The sequence below is a fragment of the Leifsonia lichenia genome (assembly GCF_054780215.1).
The window spans coordinates 40,179-54,864 of the sequence record NZ_BAAGWT010000001.1; the positions used below are offsets into that span (position 1 = coordinate 40,179).

Sequence of the window (14,686 nt, forward strand, 5' to 3'; positions counted from 1 at the left end):
GCGTTGAATCCAGATACTAATGCTTTCAATGCAGGCAAACACCAGCTATTTCGCGAAAAAGACAGGAAATGACCGGAAACCGTTAGAAGTTAAACACGCCCGAAACAAAACGGGATGCACGGAAAACCTCAGCCCGTGAAGTTGCTTCCCAGCACCACTGTGATATCGGCGCCGGTCGCGGCGTAGTCCTGGGTCTCCGCTGTGGTGGCACCGGGGAGCACCTGGGCGACGCCGAGGGCGGCTCCGGCGTTCTTCGCGTCCGAGTAGTAGACGACGGTCTGCGTGAGGTCGGACTTGTCCGCGTTCGCGAGTGCGCCCACCTTGACGCCGGCGGCGGTCAGCTTGGTGCCCGCCGCGGAGGCGAGGTCGGGCGTCGTGGTGCCGTTCAGCACGTTCACCGTGAGCGCAGGGTCGATCGTCGGCACGATGGTCGGCGTCGGCGACGCGGTCGGGGTCTTCGAGGCGGAGCTGGTGCCGGGGGCACCGTGGAACGAGATGCTGCCGTTGACGAGCGAGAGCCCGAAGACGCCTGCTCCGATCAGCACGATGGTGGCGAGCGCCGCCCAGCCGAAGCCGATCCAGCCTCGTCCCTTCGCGCGGGGTGCGCGGTGCGCTCCGACGCGGTTCAGATCGTCCGGAATCGCGTCGAACCGGTCCTTGGGGTACTTCTCAGCCATCGTGTCGAGGGTCCTCAGTCGTCGGACGCGAGCGTCCGGGAGCTTCTGGCGGCCATTCTCGCCTCGCGCAGTCTGAGCAGGCGTTTGACGAGCATGGGGTCGTGCTGCAGAGCGGCCGGCTGGTCGATCAGTGCACCGAGTAGCTGATAGTACCGTGCCGCGGACAGACCGAACTCCTCACGGATGGCCTGCTCCTTGGCACCGGCGTGCCGCCACCACTGCCGCTCGAACGCGATGATCGCGACGTCGCGCTCGCTCAGGCCGTCTGGGCGCTGGATGGATGCCCGGTCGTCTGCCGCGTTCGCCACCCTGGTCCCTTCATTTCCTGTCGGTCGTGCGTCGCTGGTGCGTTCGCGGTTCATCCTATTTCCGGCTTTCTGTGTGTTGGCCTTCCGCCGCGCGGCGGTTCGCGGGACGAAACAGGGAACAGGCGCGGCCCCGCATCCGTTTAGTGTGGAGAACGACGAAAGGAACACGCATGGAGTACAACGTCGCCAAGAGCGAAGACGAGTGGCGCTCAGAGCTCAGCCCGGAGCAGTACGCCGTGCTGCGTGAGGCGGGCACGGAGCGGCCGTGGACGGGCGAACTGCTCGACGAGAGCCGCGCCGGCCTCTACACCTGTGCCGCCTGCGGAGCCGAGCTCTTCAAGTCGGGCACCAAGTTCGACTCGGGATGCGGCTGGCCGAGCTTCTACGAGTCCGTCCGACCGGACGCCGTGCAGCTCCTCGAGGACAACAGCCTCGGCATGGTCCGCACCGAGGTTCGCTGCGCGACCTGCGGGTCGCACCTCGGCCACGTCTTCGACGACGGCTTCGGCACTCCGACGGGCGACCGCTACTGCATGAACTCGCTCTCCCTCAACTTCACCGAGGGCGAGTAGCAGTGTCCAAGCTCGTCGACGCCGTCGCCTCCCGTCGCTCGTACTCGCGAGTGACGGAGGCGGCGCCGACACACGAGCAGCTCCTGCCGCTGATCGCGGCGGCGGGACGCGTGGCCGACCACAGCTCACTGCACCCGTGGCGCGTGATCGAGTTGCGTGGAAACGCTCGCTCCCGCTTGGGCGCCGCGTTCGCGAAGGACGCGCACGCCTCCGGCTCCGACGCGGAGAAGATCGCGGCCAAGCCGCTGCGCGCACCGCTGCTGCTGGCGATCGTCTCGGTTCGCACCAAGAGCGAGAAGGTGCCCGGCTGGGAGCAGGACGCCGTCGCCTCCGGTGTGGCGCACATCCTGAGCCTGCTGCTGCACGACGCCGGCTGGGGCGTGATCTGGCGCACGGGTCACCAGACCAGGGCCAAAGCCGTTCACAAGATGCACGGCCTGAAGAAGAACGAGCGGCTGCTCGGCTGGCTCTACGTCGGCGGCATCCCGGACGGCTCCAAGGAGAGCCACCGCAAGACCGTCGACCCTGAGCGCTACCTCACGACGCTTTCGTAGCCTGGCCGCTCCTGGCAGCGTTCCCCCACCGGATGCTCGCGACGGCCACCGCGACCAGCGCCAGCAGCGTGCCGGCGACCGTCGAGAACGCCACGGGATGCGCGGAGCTCGGTGCGAGCAGATCGAGCAGCAGCGCGGTGAGGAGCTGTCCGGCCACCGTCGCGAGCCCGAGCACCAGCACACCGAGCACACGGACGAGCAGGGCGGCCCCCGCGATGAAGATGCAGCCGATCGCCCCGCCGACGTAGAGCCACGGCTCGGCGGGCAGCGATGTCGGCCAGCCCACGATCGACGAGTGGATGACCATCAGCACCACGAGCACGGTGGTGCCGACCACGAAGTTGATGAAGGTCGCCGTCAGCGCGCTCTCCGCGACGACGCGCACCTGACCGTTGACGGCCTGCTGCCAGCCGACTCCGAGTCCGGCGATGAGCGGAAGCGCCATCATCCAGAGCGGCACGCTCCCGCCGAACTGCGAGGAGACGGCCCAGCTCACGGCCGCCAGCGCGAGAGCCGCGCCGACGACGCGCGCCGGAGTGAGCGGCCGCTTGCCTCCCGCACCGACGCCGATCATGTCGAGGACGAGTCCGCTGACGGTCTGACCCGCGACGATCGACACGGTGAACAGCGCGACGCCGAGCACCGCGGCGGTGAGTCCCTGCGACAGCACGAGGAACGAGCCTGCCGCGCCACCGCAGACGTACCACCAGCGCAGCTCTCCCCCGCGGAGGGCGCCGACGACCCTGCCGAGTCCGCGGCGCCCGGCTGGAGCGACGGCCAGCGCGACCAGCAGGATGAGCAGGCCGGAGCCGAAGGAGATGACGGCGGCGGTGAAGCCGTCTCCGATCCGCGCGCCGAGCTCGCCGTTGACCCTGGACTGCAGTGCGACGCCCGCCCCGCACAGAACGGCGAAGACGATGGCCAGCCACACGGGGAAGGCCCGTCTCCTGTCAGCACTCACCGAACAAGCCTAGATGCACGGGTGGTCCCGCAGCCGCGCGCGCCGGACAGGCGGCACGGCGGGCGGCACGGCGATGCGGGACCACCTGTGCAGAGCGGACGCCGCGGTCAGGGAGCTGGCGCGTCCCCGTCGGCAGGCGTGGGATGCGGCAGCCAGGGGATGTTCTCCTCCGGCGCCACTTCCTTCTCGATGGACAGGTCGTAGTCGTCGTCTTCCGGCTTCTTGTCGGTCATGTCCGACAGCGTACGCCCGGCCGGTCAGACTCCGTAGCGCGCGAGAACGGCTTTCTCGTAGGTGTGCGTGATGACGAGCTCACGGGTGAGATTCTCCCAGTCGCCGCTCTGCACGTATGGAGTCCACATCGTGGTGCCGATCGCGCTGACCGGCAGCCCGAGCAGCTCCCGGTACTGCTTCTCGAGGTGCCTCGTCGCGTATTCGGGCGACGCCAGGATCGACCGGGCGACGTCGAATCGCCCTGAGACCGCCGCGGCGGACACCCCGGCTGCGAGCGCGGCGGAGTCGCCGTCTCTGCCGAGGATTCCGCGGTGGAGGGAGGCGACCCACGCGGTGTCCGTGCCGCCCGCTCCGGCGTGCGCCTCGTCCGAGCTCCACAGCGTGGCCAGGAGGGTGCGCTGCGTCGTCCCCCGTTCCAGCGAAGCCAACTGCTGCGCGAGTTCGCCTCCGCTCGGCGTGCGGCCCAGCGCGGCGCGATAGCTGTCGACGATCACCCTGGTGCGATGCTCGGCCGAGTTGAGAAGGCTCGCGGCCACCGCATCCTGGCCGCGGTGGATGACGTCGTGCGTCCAGACGTCCAGCTCGGCGGCCGTCGGTGCTCGCCCGAGCAGGTCGCGGAAGTAGCCGGTGACGATGGACGGCGCGATGAGGGTCGGGTTGCTCAGGAATCGGAGACCGGCCAGGTCTCCTGTCCGGAGCGTGGTCGCCTCGTACGAGGCGAAGTGCATGAGCTGTGTCGCGCCCTGGTGCGTCTGGTCGTAGTGCGCGAGTCCGAGGGTGTGGCCGAGTTCGTGCGCGACGACGTGCTGCTTCTGGTCTGCGGTGTATCGCAGCACCTGCGGCGTGATCCAGGCCAGACCGGAGACGGCGTGGTATTCGCCTTCCATCCAGCGGACACCCGGGCTTGCGCATCCCGCCGAGGTCGGGCACTTCGTGTCGTCGATGGCCACCAGGATCTCTCCAGCGGAAGCCACTCGTGCGGCGGTGACACCGGGCGCGAGGGTGAGCCGGGCGGCATGCTGCGCGTTGACGTCGTCGACGGACGCCTTGACCGCCGCGCGCATCTCCTCGATGCCCGGAGTGTCGACGAGGCGAACGGTGTACGTTCCTGCGTTCTGCGTCAGCATTCCGCCCGAGAAGGCGAAGAAGGCGTAGCCGCTGCCGATCGACCGCGTCCGGCCAGCAATGGGCAGCAGCTCGGCGCCGGTGTCGACGTCGACCGCCACGACATCGCCCTGCAGAGCCGTCTCGGCTGCCGCCGGTACGGCGCCGCTCGTGACAGCGAGAGAGACGACGAGCGGGAGAGCGGTGGACAGCGACAGCCAACGGACAAGAGTTCTCAATCGGAGTGACATGTTCTATTTTTACATGTTACACGCGTGATATCTATGAATTTGGGGATTATTGCTCATGTCGGAGGCGCGTCCGCCAGAAGAGCGAGCGGCGACTCCAGAGCGTCGGCGATGTCGCGCAGCAGCCCGGCGGCGACGCCTCCGTCGGTCACCCGGTGGTCGAAGACGAGGGAGAGCTGGGCGATACGGCGAGGCACGACGACGCCGTCGACCACCCAGGCGCGCTCGATCATCCGGCCGATGCCGAGGATGGCGACCTCGGGGTGGTTGATGATCGCAGCGCTGCCGTCGACCCCGAGACTGCCGTAGTTGTTGATCGTGAACGTCGAGCCGGTGAGCTCGGCCGGTGCGAGACCGCCCGCACGGGCGTCGCGGGTGAGCCTGTCGAAGGCGCCGTCGAGTTCGCGGATGGTCATCCTGTCGGCGCGGCGCACCACCGGGACGACGAGTCCGCGCGGCGAGTCGACGGCGAAGCCGAGGTTGACGCCGTCGAAGGTGTCGATGCCCGCGCCGTCTCCGGTGACGCGACCGGCGAGCTCGGGTCGGCGCGCGAGCGCTGCCAGCGTGAAGCGGGCGACGAAGGACAGCAGCGACGGCGTACGGTCGCCGAAGCGCATACGGCGGCGAGCATCCCACAGCTCGGTGGCGTCCACGTCGACCCAGACGGTCGCCTCCGGGATCTCGGAGCGGCTGCGAGTCATGTTCGCCGCGACCGTGCGGCGGAAGAGCGAGAACGGGGTGGATGCGCGCAGCGCGAGACCGGTGCGGTGGTCGACCGAGGGGGCCGTCTCGGCTGGCGCCGGGGCAGCGGGCGCGAGGGCAGTGGGCGCGGGGGCAGCGGGCGCGGGGGCAGCGGGCGCGGGGGCAGCGGATGCGCCCGCTGCGAGCGCCGCCTCCACATCGCGTCGCGTGATGACGCCTCCCTCGCCCGTCGCGCGGACCGTGGACAGGTCGATGCCGTGGGTGCGGGCCAGCGTGCGGACGACGGGCGAGATCACGGGCACGGGACCGGAACGAGCCGGCGCAGCGGCGGGTGCCGCGGCTGCGGCGGCCGTCACCGTCGAGCGGCGCACGCGCCGACGACCGGAGTGGTGCAGCTCGGTCGTGCCGTAACCGACCAGGACATGGCCAGAGCCCCCCGTGCTCTCCGGGTCCGGCGCACTCTGGGACTCCGGCGCCGGAACCGCATCCCGAGCCGGCTCCTCCACCTCGATCAGCGGGGCGCCGACGGCCAGCGCCTCCCCCTCCTCGCCGTGCAGGGCGGAGACGGCTCCGGCGAACGGCGAGGGCACCTCCACCACCGACTTGGCCGTCTCCACCTCCGCGATCGGCTGGTCGACGACGATCACGTCGCCGACCGCGACCAGCCAGCGCACCAGCTCCGCCTCGGTGAGTCCCTCGCCGAGGTCGGGCAGCCGGAAGACCTGCGCGCTCACGCGTCCTCCCACTGGAGATCGTCCACCGCGTCCAGGATGCGGTCGACTCCCGGCAGGTAGAACCGCTCCAGCTTGGGCGGAGCGAACGGAGTGTCGAACCCTGTCACCCGGCGCACAGGCGCCTCCAGGACGTGGAAGCAGCGCTCGGAGACGCGCGCCGCGATCTCACTGGCCATGCTGGCGAAGCCAGGGGCCTCGGCGACCACCACGGCACGGCCCGTCGAGCGCACCGCTGCGCAGACCGTCTCGTCGTCGAACGGAACAAGACTGCGGAGGTCGACCACCTGCAGGCTGCGCCCCTCCTCCTCCGCGGCATCCGCCGCGGCGAGCGCGACCGGCACGCTCGGGCCGTACGCGATCAGGGTGGCGTCTGTACCCTCTCTGGCGATGCGGGCGCGGCCGAGCTGCGGGACGGGCGCTGCAAGGTCGACCTCTCCCGTCGACCAGTAGAGCTTCTTCGGCTCCAGGAACACGACCGGGTCCGGCGACGCGATGGATGCGCGCAGCAGCCCGTACGCGTCCTGCGGGGTGGCAGGCGACACGACCGTGAGGCCTGGCGTGTGCGCGTAGTAGGACTCGGACGAGTCGGAGTGGTGCTCGACGCCGCCGATGCCGCCCGCGTACGGGATGCGGATCACCATCGGCAGCCGCACGGCTCCCCTGGTGCGGTTGCCCATCTTGGCGACGTGGTCGACGATCTGCTCGAACGCCGGGTACGCGAACGCGTCGAACTGCATTTCGACCACCGGGCGCATCCCGTTCATGGCCATGCCGACGGCGGTTCCGACGATCCCGGCCTCCGCGAGCGGGGTGTCGAAGCAGCGGGACTCGCCGAACCGGGCGGCGAGACCGTCGGTGATGCGGAAGACGCCGCCGAGCACGCCGACGTCCTCGCCGAAGACGAGGACGGCCGGGTCGGCGTCGAGGGCGTCGGCCATGGCCCGATTGATGGCCTGGGCCATCGACATGGTCACGATGGCGGACCCGGGGACGGCCGGTGCGTCGTGCATGAGTGTCATCGGGCTGCCTCCTGGTCGTGTGCGTTCTCTGCCTGCCGCTGCCTGTCCAGCTCGTCGGCGAGCTGCGCCGCCTGCTCCCGCAACTGCGGCGTCTGCGTGGCGTAGACGTGTGCGAACAGGTCTTCCGGATGCGGTTCGGCCTCGGCGTTGACGGCGGCGCGCAGGTCGCTGGCGACCCGCTCCGCGTTGGCCTGGAGCTCGACCTCGTCTCCGTCGCTCAGCGCATTCATCGTCTTCAGCCAGGCGCGCACCCGCAGCAGCGGGTCGCGGGCGAGCCACGGCGTGACCTCGTCGTCGCTGCGGTAGCGGGAGGCGTCGTCCGCGTTGGTGTGCGACTGGATGCGGTAGGTCAGCGCCTCCACCAGGGTCGGGCCTCCTCCGTCGCGCGCCTCGTCGACCGCTTCGCCGAGGACGGCGAGCAGCGCGGCGAGGTCGTTCCCGTCGACCTGGCGGCCGCGCATCCCGTAGCCGATGCCCTTGTGCGCGATGCTGGGCGCCGCTGTCTGCCTGCTGAGCGGAACCGAGATGGCGTAGCCGTTGTTCTGCACGAGGAAGACGACGGGCAGGTGGAAGACGGCGGCGAAGTTCATGGCCTCGTGGAAGTCGCCCTCGCTGGTGGCGCCGTCGCCGCAGATGGCGAGCACGACCGTGTCCTCGCCCCGCATCCTGGCGGCGTGCGCGAAGCCGACGGCGTGCAGGAGCTGAGTGGCGAGCGGGGTGGCCTGCGGGGCGACGTTGTGCTCGTGCGGGTCGTAGCCGGAGTGCCAGTCGCCGCGCAGCAGCAGGAACGCGTCGAACGGGTCGACGCCGCGCGTGATGACGGCGACGGTGTCGCGGTAGGTCGGGAACAGCCAGTCCCGGTCGGCGAGCACCATGGCCGCTGCGACCTCGCAGGCCTCCTGGCCGTGCGACGACGGGTAGACGGCGAGCCTCCCCTGACGCACGAGCGCGTTGGCCTGGTCGTTGATGCGGCGGCCGAGCACGAGCTTGCGGTAGCCGTCGAGCATCCGCCCTACGGACGGGGTGGGGTATTGGTCGTCCTCGTGAGACGAACCGTCCTGTTCGATCAGCCGCACCGGGGTGGCGCGCGGCAGCAGGTCGTCGGCGTGCATCCGTTCTCCTTTGAAAGACGTCGCTGTCTTTCAGAATGACTTCGCTGGATCGCGCACGCTAGAGGCGAATCATTTTCGAGACGAACGGATGCACATCACCCGTTTCGGTGTCAAACTGTCTGACAGCTATGGACGACATCGACTCCCGCATCATCGACGCGCTCCGCGCCGACGGCCGCGCCTCCATCACGGCGGTCGCCGAGGCGGCGCACGTCTCCAGGGCGAACGCGTACACGCGGCTCTCCCGGCTGATCGAGGATGGCGTGATCACGGGCTTCACGGCGAAGGTCGACCCCCGGCTGTCCGGCCGTGCGTCGTCGGCGTATGTGACGCTGCGGGTGGACCAGGCGTCGTGGCACGAGCTCAGGGACACGCTGCGCGCCATCCCCGAGGTGGAGCACTTCGCACTGGTCGGCGGCGACTTCGATGTGATCCTGCTCGTCCGCGCCCGCGACAACGAGGACCTGCGCCGCGTGGTCCTGGAGGAACTGCCCGCGATCCCCTCCGTCCGCGACACCAAGACGTCGCTCGTCTTCGAGGACCACGACCTGCGCTAGTCCGGCGGCGGGCACGAGTCGTGCGAAAGGCGCGGTGGCGCGTGCGAGGACCGCGCCTTTCGCACGAGTCGTGCGTGAGGCGTGGTGGCGACGGGGCGGAGCGGAGGGGGGCGGGCGGAGCGGGCTCAGTCGGCCTTGTCGAGGATCAGATTGGTGATGCGCACGGTGCAGAGGCGGTTGCCGTCTTCGTCGGTCACGACGATCTCGTGCGACGCGATGGTGCGGCCGAGGCGGATGGCCGTGGCGACGCCGGTCACGAGTCCGCTGCGGGCCGAGCGGTGGTGCGTGGCGTTGATGTCGACGCCGACGGCCGTGCGGCCAGGACCGGCGTGGATCACGGCCGCCCAGGAGCCGAGCGCTTCCGCGAACGCGACAGACGCGCCGCCGTGCAGCAGCCCGAACGATTGCCGGTTGCCCTCGACCGGCATGGTGGCGACCACACGCTCCGCCGACTGCTCCAGGATGCGGACCCCCATCTTCTCGTCCAGTTCCCCGAGGTGGATGGTCCAGTCGCCGTCGCTCATGCGCCACAGCATAGCCGCGGAGTTGTGGTGAGCGGCTGCGTCTGAAAAGATTACTTCCTGAACGTTCGGTCGGTAATTCCGGACGTCGCTCGATGATGAACGAACAGGGGCAGCAATGACCGAGGCCTACCTCGTCGGCGGAGTGCGCACGGCGGTCGGACGCTACGGCGGAGCCCTGAGCGGAGTCCGACCAGACGACCTCGCGGCGCTCGTGATCGCGGAGGCCGTTCGCCGCGCCGGCATCGAGCAGCACACGATCGACGAGGTGATCGTCGGCGCCGCCAACCAGGCAGGCGAGGACAACCGCAACGTCGCCCGCATGGCCGCGCTGCTGGCCGGACTGCCGGACGCCGTGCCGGGCATCACGGTGAACCGGCTCTGCGCATCCGGGCTCTCCGCCGTCACAATGGCGGCGCAGGCGGTCAGGGCCGGGGATGCGGACATCGTCGTCGCTGGCGGCGTCGAGTCGATGACCAGGGCGCCCTGGGTGCAGGGCAAGCCGGAGCGCGCCTACGCCAAGCCGGGGCCGCAGTTCGACACGTCGATCGGCTGGCGCTTCACCAACCCCCGCTTCCTCGAGCGCGCCAAGGCCACGTACTCGATGCCGGAGACGGCCGAGGAGGTGGCCGGCATCGACGGCATCAGCCGCGACGACGCCGACGCGTTCGCCCTGCGCAGCCACCAGCGCGCAGCGGCGGCGACGGACGCGGGACGTTTCGCGGACGAGATCCTGCCGGTCGAGACCCCGCGCGGCCTGGTGACTGTCGACGAGAGCATCCGCCGCGACACGACCAGGGACGCGCTCGCCGCCCTGAGGCCGGTCGTCGCAGGCGGCAGCGTGGTCACCGCAGGCAACTCGTCCCCGCTCAACGACGGCGCCTCGGCGATCGTCGTGGCGAGCGCGGACGCCGTCAGCCGGTACGGTCTGACGCCGAGAGCCCGCGTCGTCGTCGGCACCAGCGTCGGCGTCGCCCCGGAGATCATGGGCCTCGGACCGGTGCCAGCAGTGCACAAGGCGCTGGAGCGCAGCGGGCTGGAGCTGGGGCAGCTCGGCAGCGTCGAGCTGAACGAGGCGTTCGCCAGCCAGGCCATCGCGTGCATCAGGAGACTCGGGCTGGACGACAAGCTCGTCAACACCGACGGCGGCGCCATCGCCCTCGGACACGCGCTCGGGTCGAGCGGCGCACGCCTGCTGGTCACACTGCTCGGCCGGATGGAGCGCGAGCGCTCGCGGTACGGGCTCGCCACGATGTGCGTCGGCGTCGGCCAAGGCGCCGCGATGATCGTCGAGGCAGCATGAGCGGCGGCGGCGGTGGCGGCGGTGGCGGCGGCGACATGAGCGGTGGCGGCATGAGCGGTGGCGGCGACATGAGCGGCAGAGCCGGGAACGGAGCCGGGATGAATGGGATGCGCACCCTCCTGGTCGAGGAGAGCGACGACCGCGTCGTGGCGCGCCTCAACCGTCCAGAGACCAGGAACGCCATCGACCAGCGGATGGTCGACGACCTGCACGCCTTGTGCGCCGCCCTTGAAGAGGAGCCGCGCATCCTGATCGTCACGGGCGGCGACGGGGTGTTCGCATCCGGTGCGGATATCGCCGAACTGCGCGATCGGACGGCGGCCGACGCTCGCCTCCTCATCAACGCCACGGTGTTCAGCAGGATCGCCGCCCTCCCGCTCCCTGTCATCGCCGCCATCGACGGCTACGCGCTCGGCGGAGGGGCCGAACTGGCGTACGCGGCCGACTTCCGCCTCGGCACCCCACGGCTGCGCATCGGCAACCCGGAGACGGGGCTCGGCATCATCGCGGCGGCCGGTGCGCTCTGGCGGCTAGCGGAGCTGGTCGGCGAACCGCTCGCCAAAGAGATCGTCCTCGCCGGACGCATCCTGGACGGCGGAGAGGCCCTGACGGCGCGGCTCGTCACCGAGCTGCACGAACCGGATGCGCTGCTGCCGGCCGCGCACGCGCTGGCCGACCGCATCGCCGCCAACGACCGGCTGGCCACGCGATACACGAAAGCGGTGTTCCACGCGCCGCGTTCCGCGCATCCCGCTGCGGAGGCGGACGCGCAGGCTGTGCTGTTCGAATCGCCCGAGAAGCACAGGCGGATGACCGAGTTCCTGGAGCGGAGGCGGAAGCGATGAACGGTGTCGACGAGCGGATGGGGGCTCCTGACTCCGGCGGCGTCCCCGAGCGCGGTGGCATTCCCGAGCGCGCTGGCGTTCCCGAGCGCGTGGGGGTGCTCGGCGGCGGACGGATGGGCGCGGGCATCGCGCACGCGTTCCTGCTGGCCGGGGCGGCGGTGACCGTGGTGGAGCGCGACGGCGAGGCGGCCGACGCCGCCCGCGCCCGCATCCGGAGCGCTCTCGACGCGTCGGTGCAACGTGGCGCGACCGAGCGCAGCGCCGACGAGCTGGTGGCCGGCCTCACGACCGCCACGGCCACGAATGCCTTCGCCGAGTGCGGACTGGTCGTGGAGGCCGTGCCGGAGGACCGCGACCTCAAAGTGGATGCGCTGCGCCGTGCCGAGAGCGCCATGTCCGTCGACGCCGTGCTGGCGAGCAACACCTCGTCCATCTCGATCGGCGAGCTCGCAGGCGCCCTCCGCTCCCCCGGCCGTTTCCTCGGGATGCACTTCTTCAACCCGGTGCCGGCCTCAGCGCTGGTCGAGGTGGTCACCGGCCCTGCCACCCGGCCGGAGGTGGTCGCTGCCGCGCAGGGCTGGGTCGCCGCGATCGGCAAGACGCCCATCACCGTGTCCGACGCCCCCGGCTTCGCTTCCTCGCGGCTCGGCGTCGCGCTCGGGCTGGAGGCGATCCGGATGCTCGAGGATGGCGTCGCGAGCGCGGACGACATCGACGCGGCGATGGTGCTCGGCTACAAGCATCCGGTGGGACCGCTGCGGCTCACCGATCTCGTAGGCCTGGATGTGCGGCTCGGCATCGCCGAGTACCTGCACGAACACCTCGGCGCGCGCTTCGAGCCGCCCGCCCTGCTGCGATCGATGGTCGCCGACGGGCGCCTCGGACGGAAGTCGGGGCGCGGCTTCTACGACTGGCCGGATGCGTCCGCCCCGACGACGCCGTCCCCTGATTCCCGCACTGTTACCCACCCCGCGACACCGGAGGTTCACCGATGAGCCAGCACGACATTCTGCCCAGCTACGTGAAGGGCGGATGGTGGACACCAGATGCAGCAGACGCGCCAGATGCCACGGAGGTGCGCGACACCACGGAGGTGCGCGACACCACGGAGGTGCGCGACGCATCCACCGGCGAACTCGTCGCGAGGGTGAGCACCGCCGGCCTCGACCTGGCGGGCGCGCTCGACTACGCTCGCACGGTCGGGCAGGCGTCGCTCGGCGCGCTCACCTTCCACCAGCGTGCCGTGCTGCTGAAGCAGTTCGCGCAGGCGCTCACCGCGCGCAAAGACGAGCTGTATGCGCTGTCGAGTCGCGCCGGTGCCACGAAGACCGACTCGTGGATCGACATCGACGGCGGCATCGGCGTGCTGTTCACGTACTCGTCGAAGGGGCGACGCGAGCTGCCGAACGGCCAGGTCTACCTCGACGGACCCGTCGAGTCGCTGTCGGCGGACGGCTCGTTCATCGCCCGCCACATCTACACCAGGCTGACCGGCGTCGCCGTGCAGATCAACGCGTTCAACTTCCCGGTGTGGGGCGCGCTGGAGAAGTTCGCCCCTGCGTTCCTCGCCGGAGTTCCGACGCTGGTGAAGCCCGCGACGCCCACCGGCTACGTCGCCGAGGCGATGGTGCGCATCCTGGACGAGACGGGGCTGCTGCCCGCCGGGTCCCTGCAACTGGTGTCCGGCGCAGTCCCCGACCTGTTCGAGCACCTGCGGCTCGGCGACATCGTCGCGTTCACCGGTTCGGCGTCGACCGCGGAGAAGCTGCGCGCGCACGACGCCGTGCAAACCGGCGGCGTGCGGTTCACCAGCGAGACCGACTCCATCAACGCCTCCGTGCTCGGCGCGGACGCCGTGTCGGGGACGCCCGAGTTCGACGCGTACGTGAAGCAGCTCGTCACCGAGCTGACGGCGAAGTCCGGGCAGAAGTGCACCGCGATCCGCCGCGCCATCGTGCCCGCCGCCGCGGTGGACGACCTCGTGGCCGCGGTGCGCGAGCGCATCCAGCAGCGGGTGGTCGTCGGAGACCCGCGAGCGGAGGGCGTGACCATGGGACCGCTCGCGTCGCTCGCTCAGCGCGACGAGGTGCTGCGCCAGGTCGGCCGCCTGGTCGACGCGGGCGGCGAGATCGTCGTCGGCGACCTGGCGGCGCCGGAGGTGCTGCGCGCGGACGGCTCGACCGGCCAGGCCACGGACGGCGCGTTCGTCTCCCCCATCGTGCTCCGCTTCGCCGACGCCGACGTGGATGCGGTCCACACGATCGAGGCCTTCGGTCCCGTCGCGAGCATCCTGAGCTACGACACCACGGCGGATGCGGTGCGCCTGGTGGCACGCGGCGGCGGCTCGCTCGTGACCAGCGTCGCGACCCACGACCCCGCTCTCGCGCGGGATCTCGTCACCGGGATCGCCGCATCCAATGGCCGCGTGCTGCTTCTCGACCGCGATGACGCCCGAACGTCGACCGGGCACGGCTCTCCGATGCCGCACCTCGTGCACGGCGGGCCGGGCCGGGCCGGCGGCGGAGAGGAGCTGGGCGGCATCCGTGCCGTGCTGCACCACATGCAGCGCACGGCGATCCAGGGCACGCCGGAGCTGCTGACGGCGGTGACCGGGGTGTGGCACCAGGGAGCGACGGCGAGCGCGGACGGCGTGCATCCGTTCCGCAAGGCGCTGTCGACGCTGACGATCGGCGACCAGGTGCTCTCGAAGAGCCGCCGCGTCACCCTCGACGACATCGAGACGTTCGCGACGTTCACCGGCGACACGTTCTATGCGCACATGGACGAGGAGGCGGCGGCGGCCAACCCGTTCTTCCCCGGCCGCGTCGCGCACGGCTACCTGCTCGTCTCCTGGGCGGCAGGGCTGTTCGTCGACCCTGCGCCAGGGCCGGTGCTCGCGAACTACGGGCTGGAGAATCTGCGGTTCCTCACGCCGGTGGTGCCGGGCGACAGCATCCGGGTGACCCTGACGGCCAAGCAGATCACGCCGCGCGAGACGGACGAGTACGGCGAGGTGCGCTGGGATGCGGTCATCCACAACCAGCACGACGAGACCGTCGCCACCTACGACGTGCTGACGCTGGTGGCGAAGGAGTAGCGGCGCGACCGTCCGGCAGGACGTCGCGGCCGCCACGCCGGGCGAATCTCCGTTCGAACGGAGACCGAGGCCGCCGCGCCGCGGTTCTCCTTCCGAACGGAGTCGCGCAGCGTGGGGCAGCGTCTCCGTTCGGAAGGA

At 70.6% G+C, this 14,686-nt stretch carries 16 protein-coding genes; 7 read left to right on the plus strand and 9 right to left on the minus strand.

The window, feature by feature from the left end; genetic code table 11:
- Positions 1 to 128: 128 nt before the first annotated feature.
- Positions 129 to 677, minus strand: a complete 549-nt coding sequence (locus tag ACYVGI_RS00215; protein WP_460630680.1) for a LytR C-terminal domain-containing protein — start codon at positions 675 to 677, stop codon at positions 129 to 131.
- A 14-nt stretch (positions 678 to 691) separates the two neighbouring features.
- Positions 692 to 1,039 (minus strand): DUF3263 domain-containing protein, encoded by a 348-nt coding sequence (locus ACYVGI_RS00220; RefSeq protein WP_460630681.1) that lies wholly within the window; start codon positions 1,037 to 1,039, stop codon positions 692 to 694.
- A 116-nt stretch (positions 1,040 to 1,155) separates the two neighbouring features.
- Between ACYVGI_RS00220 and msrB the strand changes: the two genes are divergently transcribed.
- Together msrB and ACYVGI_RS00230 are read left to right on the plus strand one after the other, a co-directional pair.
- Positions 1,156 to 1,557 (plus strand): peptide-methionine (R)-S-oxide reductase MsrB, encoded by a 402-nt coding sequence (gene msrB, locus ACYVGI_RS00225; protein WP_460630682.1) that lies wholly within the window; start codon positions 1,156 to 1,158, stop codon positions 1,555 to 1,557.
- A gap of 2 nt (positions 1,558 to 1,559) precedes the next feature.
- Positions 1,560 to 2,111 carry a nitroreductase family protein gene (locus ACYVGI_RS00230; RefSeq protein WP_460630683.1) on the plus strand — a complete coding sequence of 184 codons (552 nt, stop codon included), beginning with the start codon at positions 1,560 to 1,562 and terminating at the stop codon, positions 2,109 to 2,111.
- Here ACYVGI_RS00230 and ACYVGI_RS00235 read toward each other — a convergent pair.
- The 6 genes from ACYVGI_RS00235 to pdhA all read right to left on the minus strand — a co-directional run bounded on the left by ACYVGI_RS00235 (position 2,095) and on the right by pdhA (position 8,225).
- Complete coding sequence (locus ACYVGI_RS00235; protein ID WP_460630684.1) at positions 2,095 to 3,072, minus strand: DMT family transporter; 978 nt, start codon at positions 3,070 to 3,072, stop codon at positions 2,095 to 2,097. The two genes, ACYVGI_RS00230 and ACYVGI_RS00235, sit on opposite strands and share 17 nt — an antisense overlap.
- A gap of 107 nt (positions 3,073 to 3,179) precedes the next feature.
- Positions 3,180 to 3,305, minus strand: a complete 126-nt coding sequence (locus ACYVGI_RS00240) for a hypothetical protein (protein ID WP_281727766.1) — start codon at positions 3,303 to 3,305, stop codon at positions 3,180 to 3,182.
- A 24-nt stretch (positions 3,306 to 3,329) separates the two neighbouring features.
- Positions 3,330 to 4,661 (minus strand): M57 family metalloprotease, encoded by a 1,332-nt coding sequence (locus tag ACYVGI_RS00245; protein WP_460630685.1) that lies wholly within the window; start codon positions 4,659 to 4,661, stop codon positions 3,330 to 3,332.
- Between the two features lie 53 nt (positions 4,662 to 4,714).
- Positions 4,715 to 6,094 (minus strand): dihydrolipoamide acetyltransferase family protein, encoded by a 1,380-nt coding sequence (locus ACYVGI_RS00250; protein WP_460630686.1) that lies wholly within the window; start codon positions 6,092 to 6,094, stop codon positions 4,715 to 4,717.
- Complete coding sequence (locus ACYVGI_RS00255; protein ID WP_460630687.1) at positions 6,091 to 7,113, minus strand: alpha-ketoacid dehydrogenase subunit beta; 1,023 nt, start codon at positions 7,111 to 7,113, stop codon at positions 6,091 to 6,093. The genes ACYVGI_RS00250 and ACYVGI_RS00255 overlap by 4 nt, the downstream gene beginning before the upstream one ends.
- Positions 7,110 to 8,225 carry a pyruvate dehydrogenase (acetyl-transferring) E1 component subunit alpha gene (gene pdhA / locus ACYVGI_RS00260; RefSeq protein ID WP_460630688.1) on the minus strand — a complete coding sequence of 372 codons (1,116 nt, stop codon included), beginning with the start codon at positions 8,223 to 8,225 and terminating at the stop codon, positions 7,110 to 7,112. The genes ACYVGI_RS00255 and pdhA overlap by 4 nt, the downstream gene beginning before the upstream one ends.
- A gap of 128 nt (positions 8,226 to 8,353) precedes the next feature.
- Here pdhA and ACYVGI_RS00265 point away from each other — a divergent pair, with 128 nt between their 5' ends.
- A complete protein-coding gene (locus ACYVGI_RS00265; protein ID WP_460630689.1) occupies positions 8,354 to 8,782 on the plus strand; it encodes an Lrp/AsnC family transcriptional regulator in 429 nt (142 codons plus the stop codon).
- 125 nt (positions 8,783 to 8,907) lie between these two features.
- Here the strand turns inward: ACYVGI_RS00265 and ACYVGI_RS00270 are convergent, their stop codons facing one another.
- Positions 8,908 to 9,306, minus strand: coding sequence for a PaaI family thioesterase (locus ACYVGI_RS00270; RefSeq protein WP_460630690.1), 399 nt, complete (start codon positions 9,304 to 9,306; stop codon positions 8,908 to 8,910).
- A gap of 115 nt (positions 9,307 to 9,421) precedes the next feature.
- Between ACYVGI_RS00270 and ACYVGI_RS00275 the strand changes: the two genes are divergently transcribed.
- The 4 genes from ACYVGI_RS00275 (at position 9,422) to paaZ (ending at position 14,548) form a co-directional block, all read left to right on the plus strand.
- Positions 9,422 to 10,606 (plus strand): thiolase family protein, encoded by a 1,185-nt coding sequence (locus tag ACYVGI_RS00275; protein ID WP_460630691.1) that lies wholly within the window; start codon positions 9,422 to 9,424, stop codon positions 10,604 to 10,606.
- 98 nt (positions 10,607 to 10,704) lie between these two features.
- A complete protein-coding gene (locus ACYVGI_RS00280; protein WP_460631460.1) occupies positions 10,705 to 11,451 on the plus strand; it encodes an enoyl-CoA hydratase/isomerase family protein in 747 nt (248 codons plus the stop codon).
- A gap of 17 nt (positions 11,452 to 11,468) precedes the next feature.
- The gene (locus ACYVGI_RS00285; protein WP_460631461.1) at positions 11,469 to 12,446 is read left to right on the plus strand and encodes a 3-hydroxyacyl-CoA dehydrogenase family protein; all 978 of its coding nucleotides are present in this window, start codon (positions 11,469 to 11,471) and stop codon (positions 12,444 to 12,446) included.
- Positions 12,443 to 14,548, plus strand: a complete 2,106-nt coding sequence (gene paaZ / locus ACYVGI_RS00290) for a phenylacetic acid degradation bifunctional protein PaaZ (RefSeq protein WP_460630692.1) — start codon at positions 12,443 to 12,445, stop codon at positions 14,546 to 14,548. Before ACYVGI_RS00285 ends, paaZ begins: the two co-directional genes overlap by 4 nt.
- Positions 14,549 to 14,686: the final 138 nt, after the last annotated feature.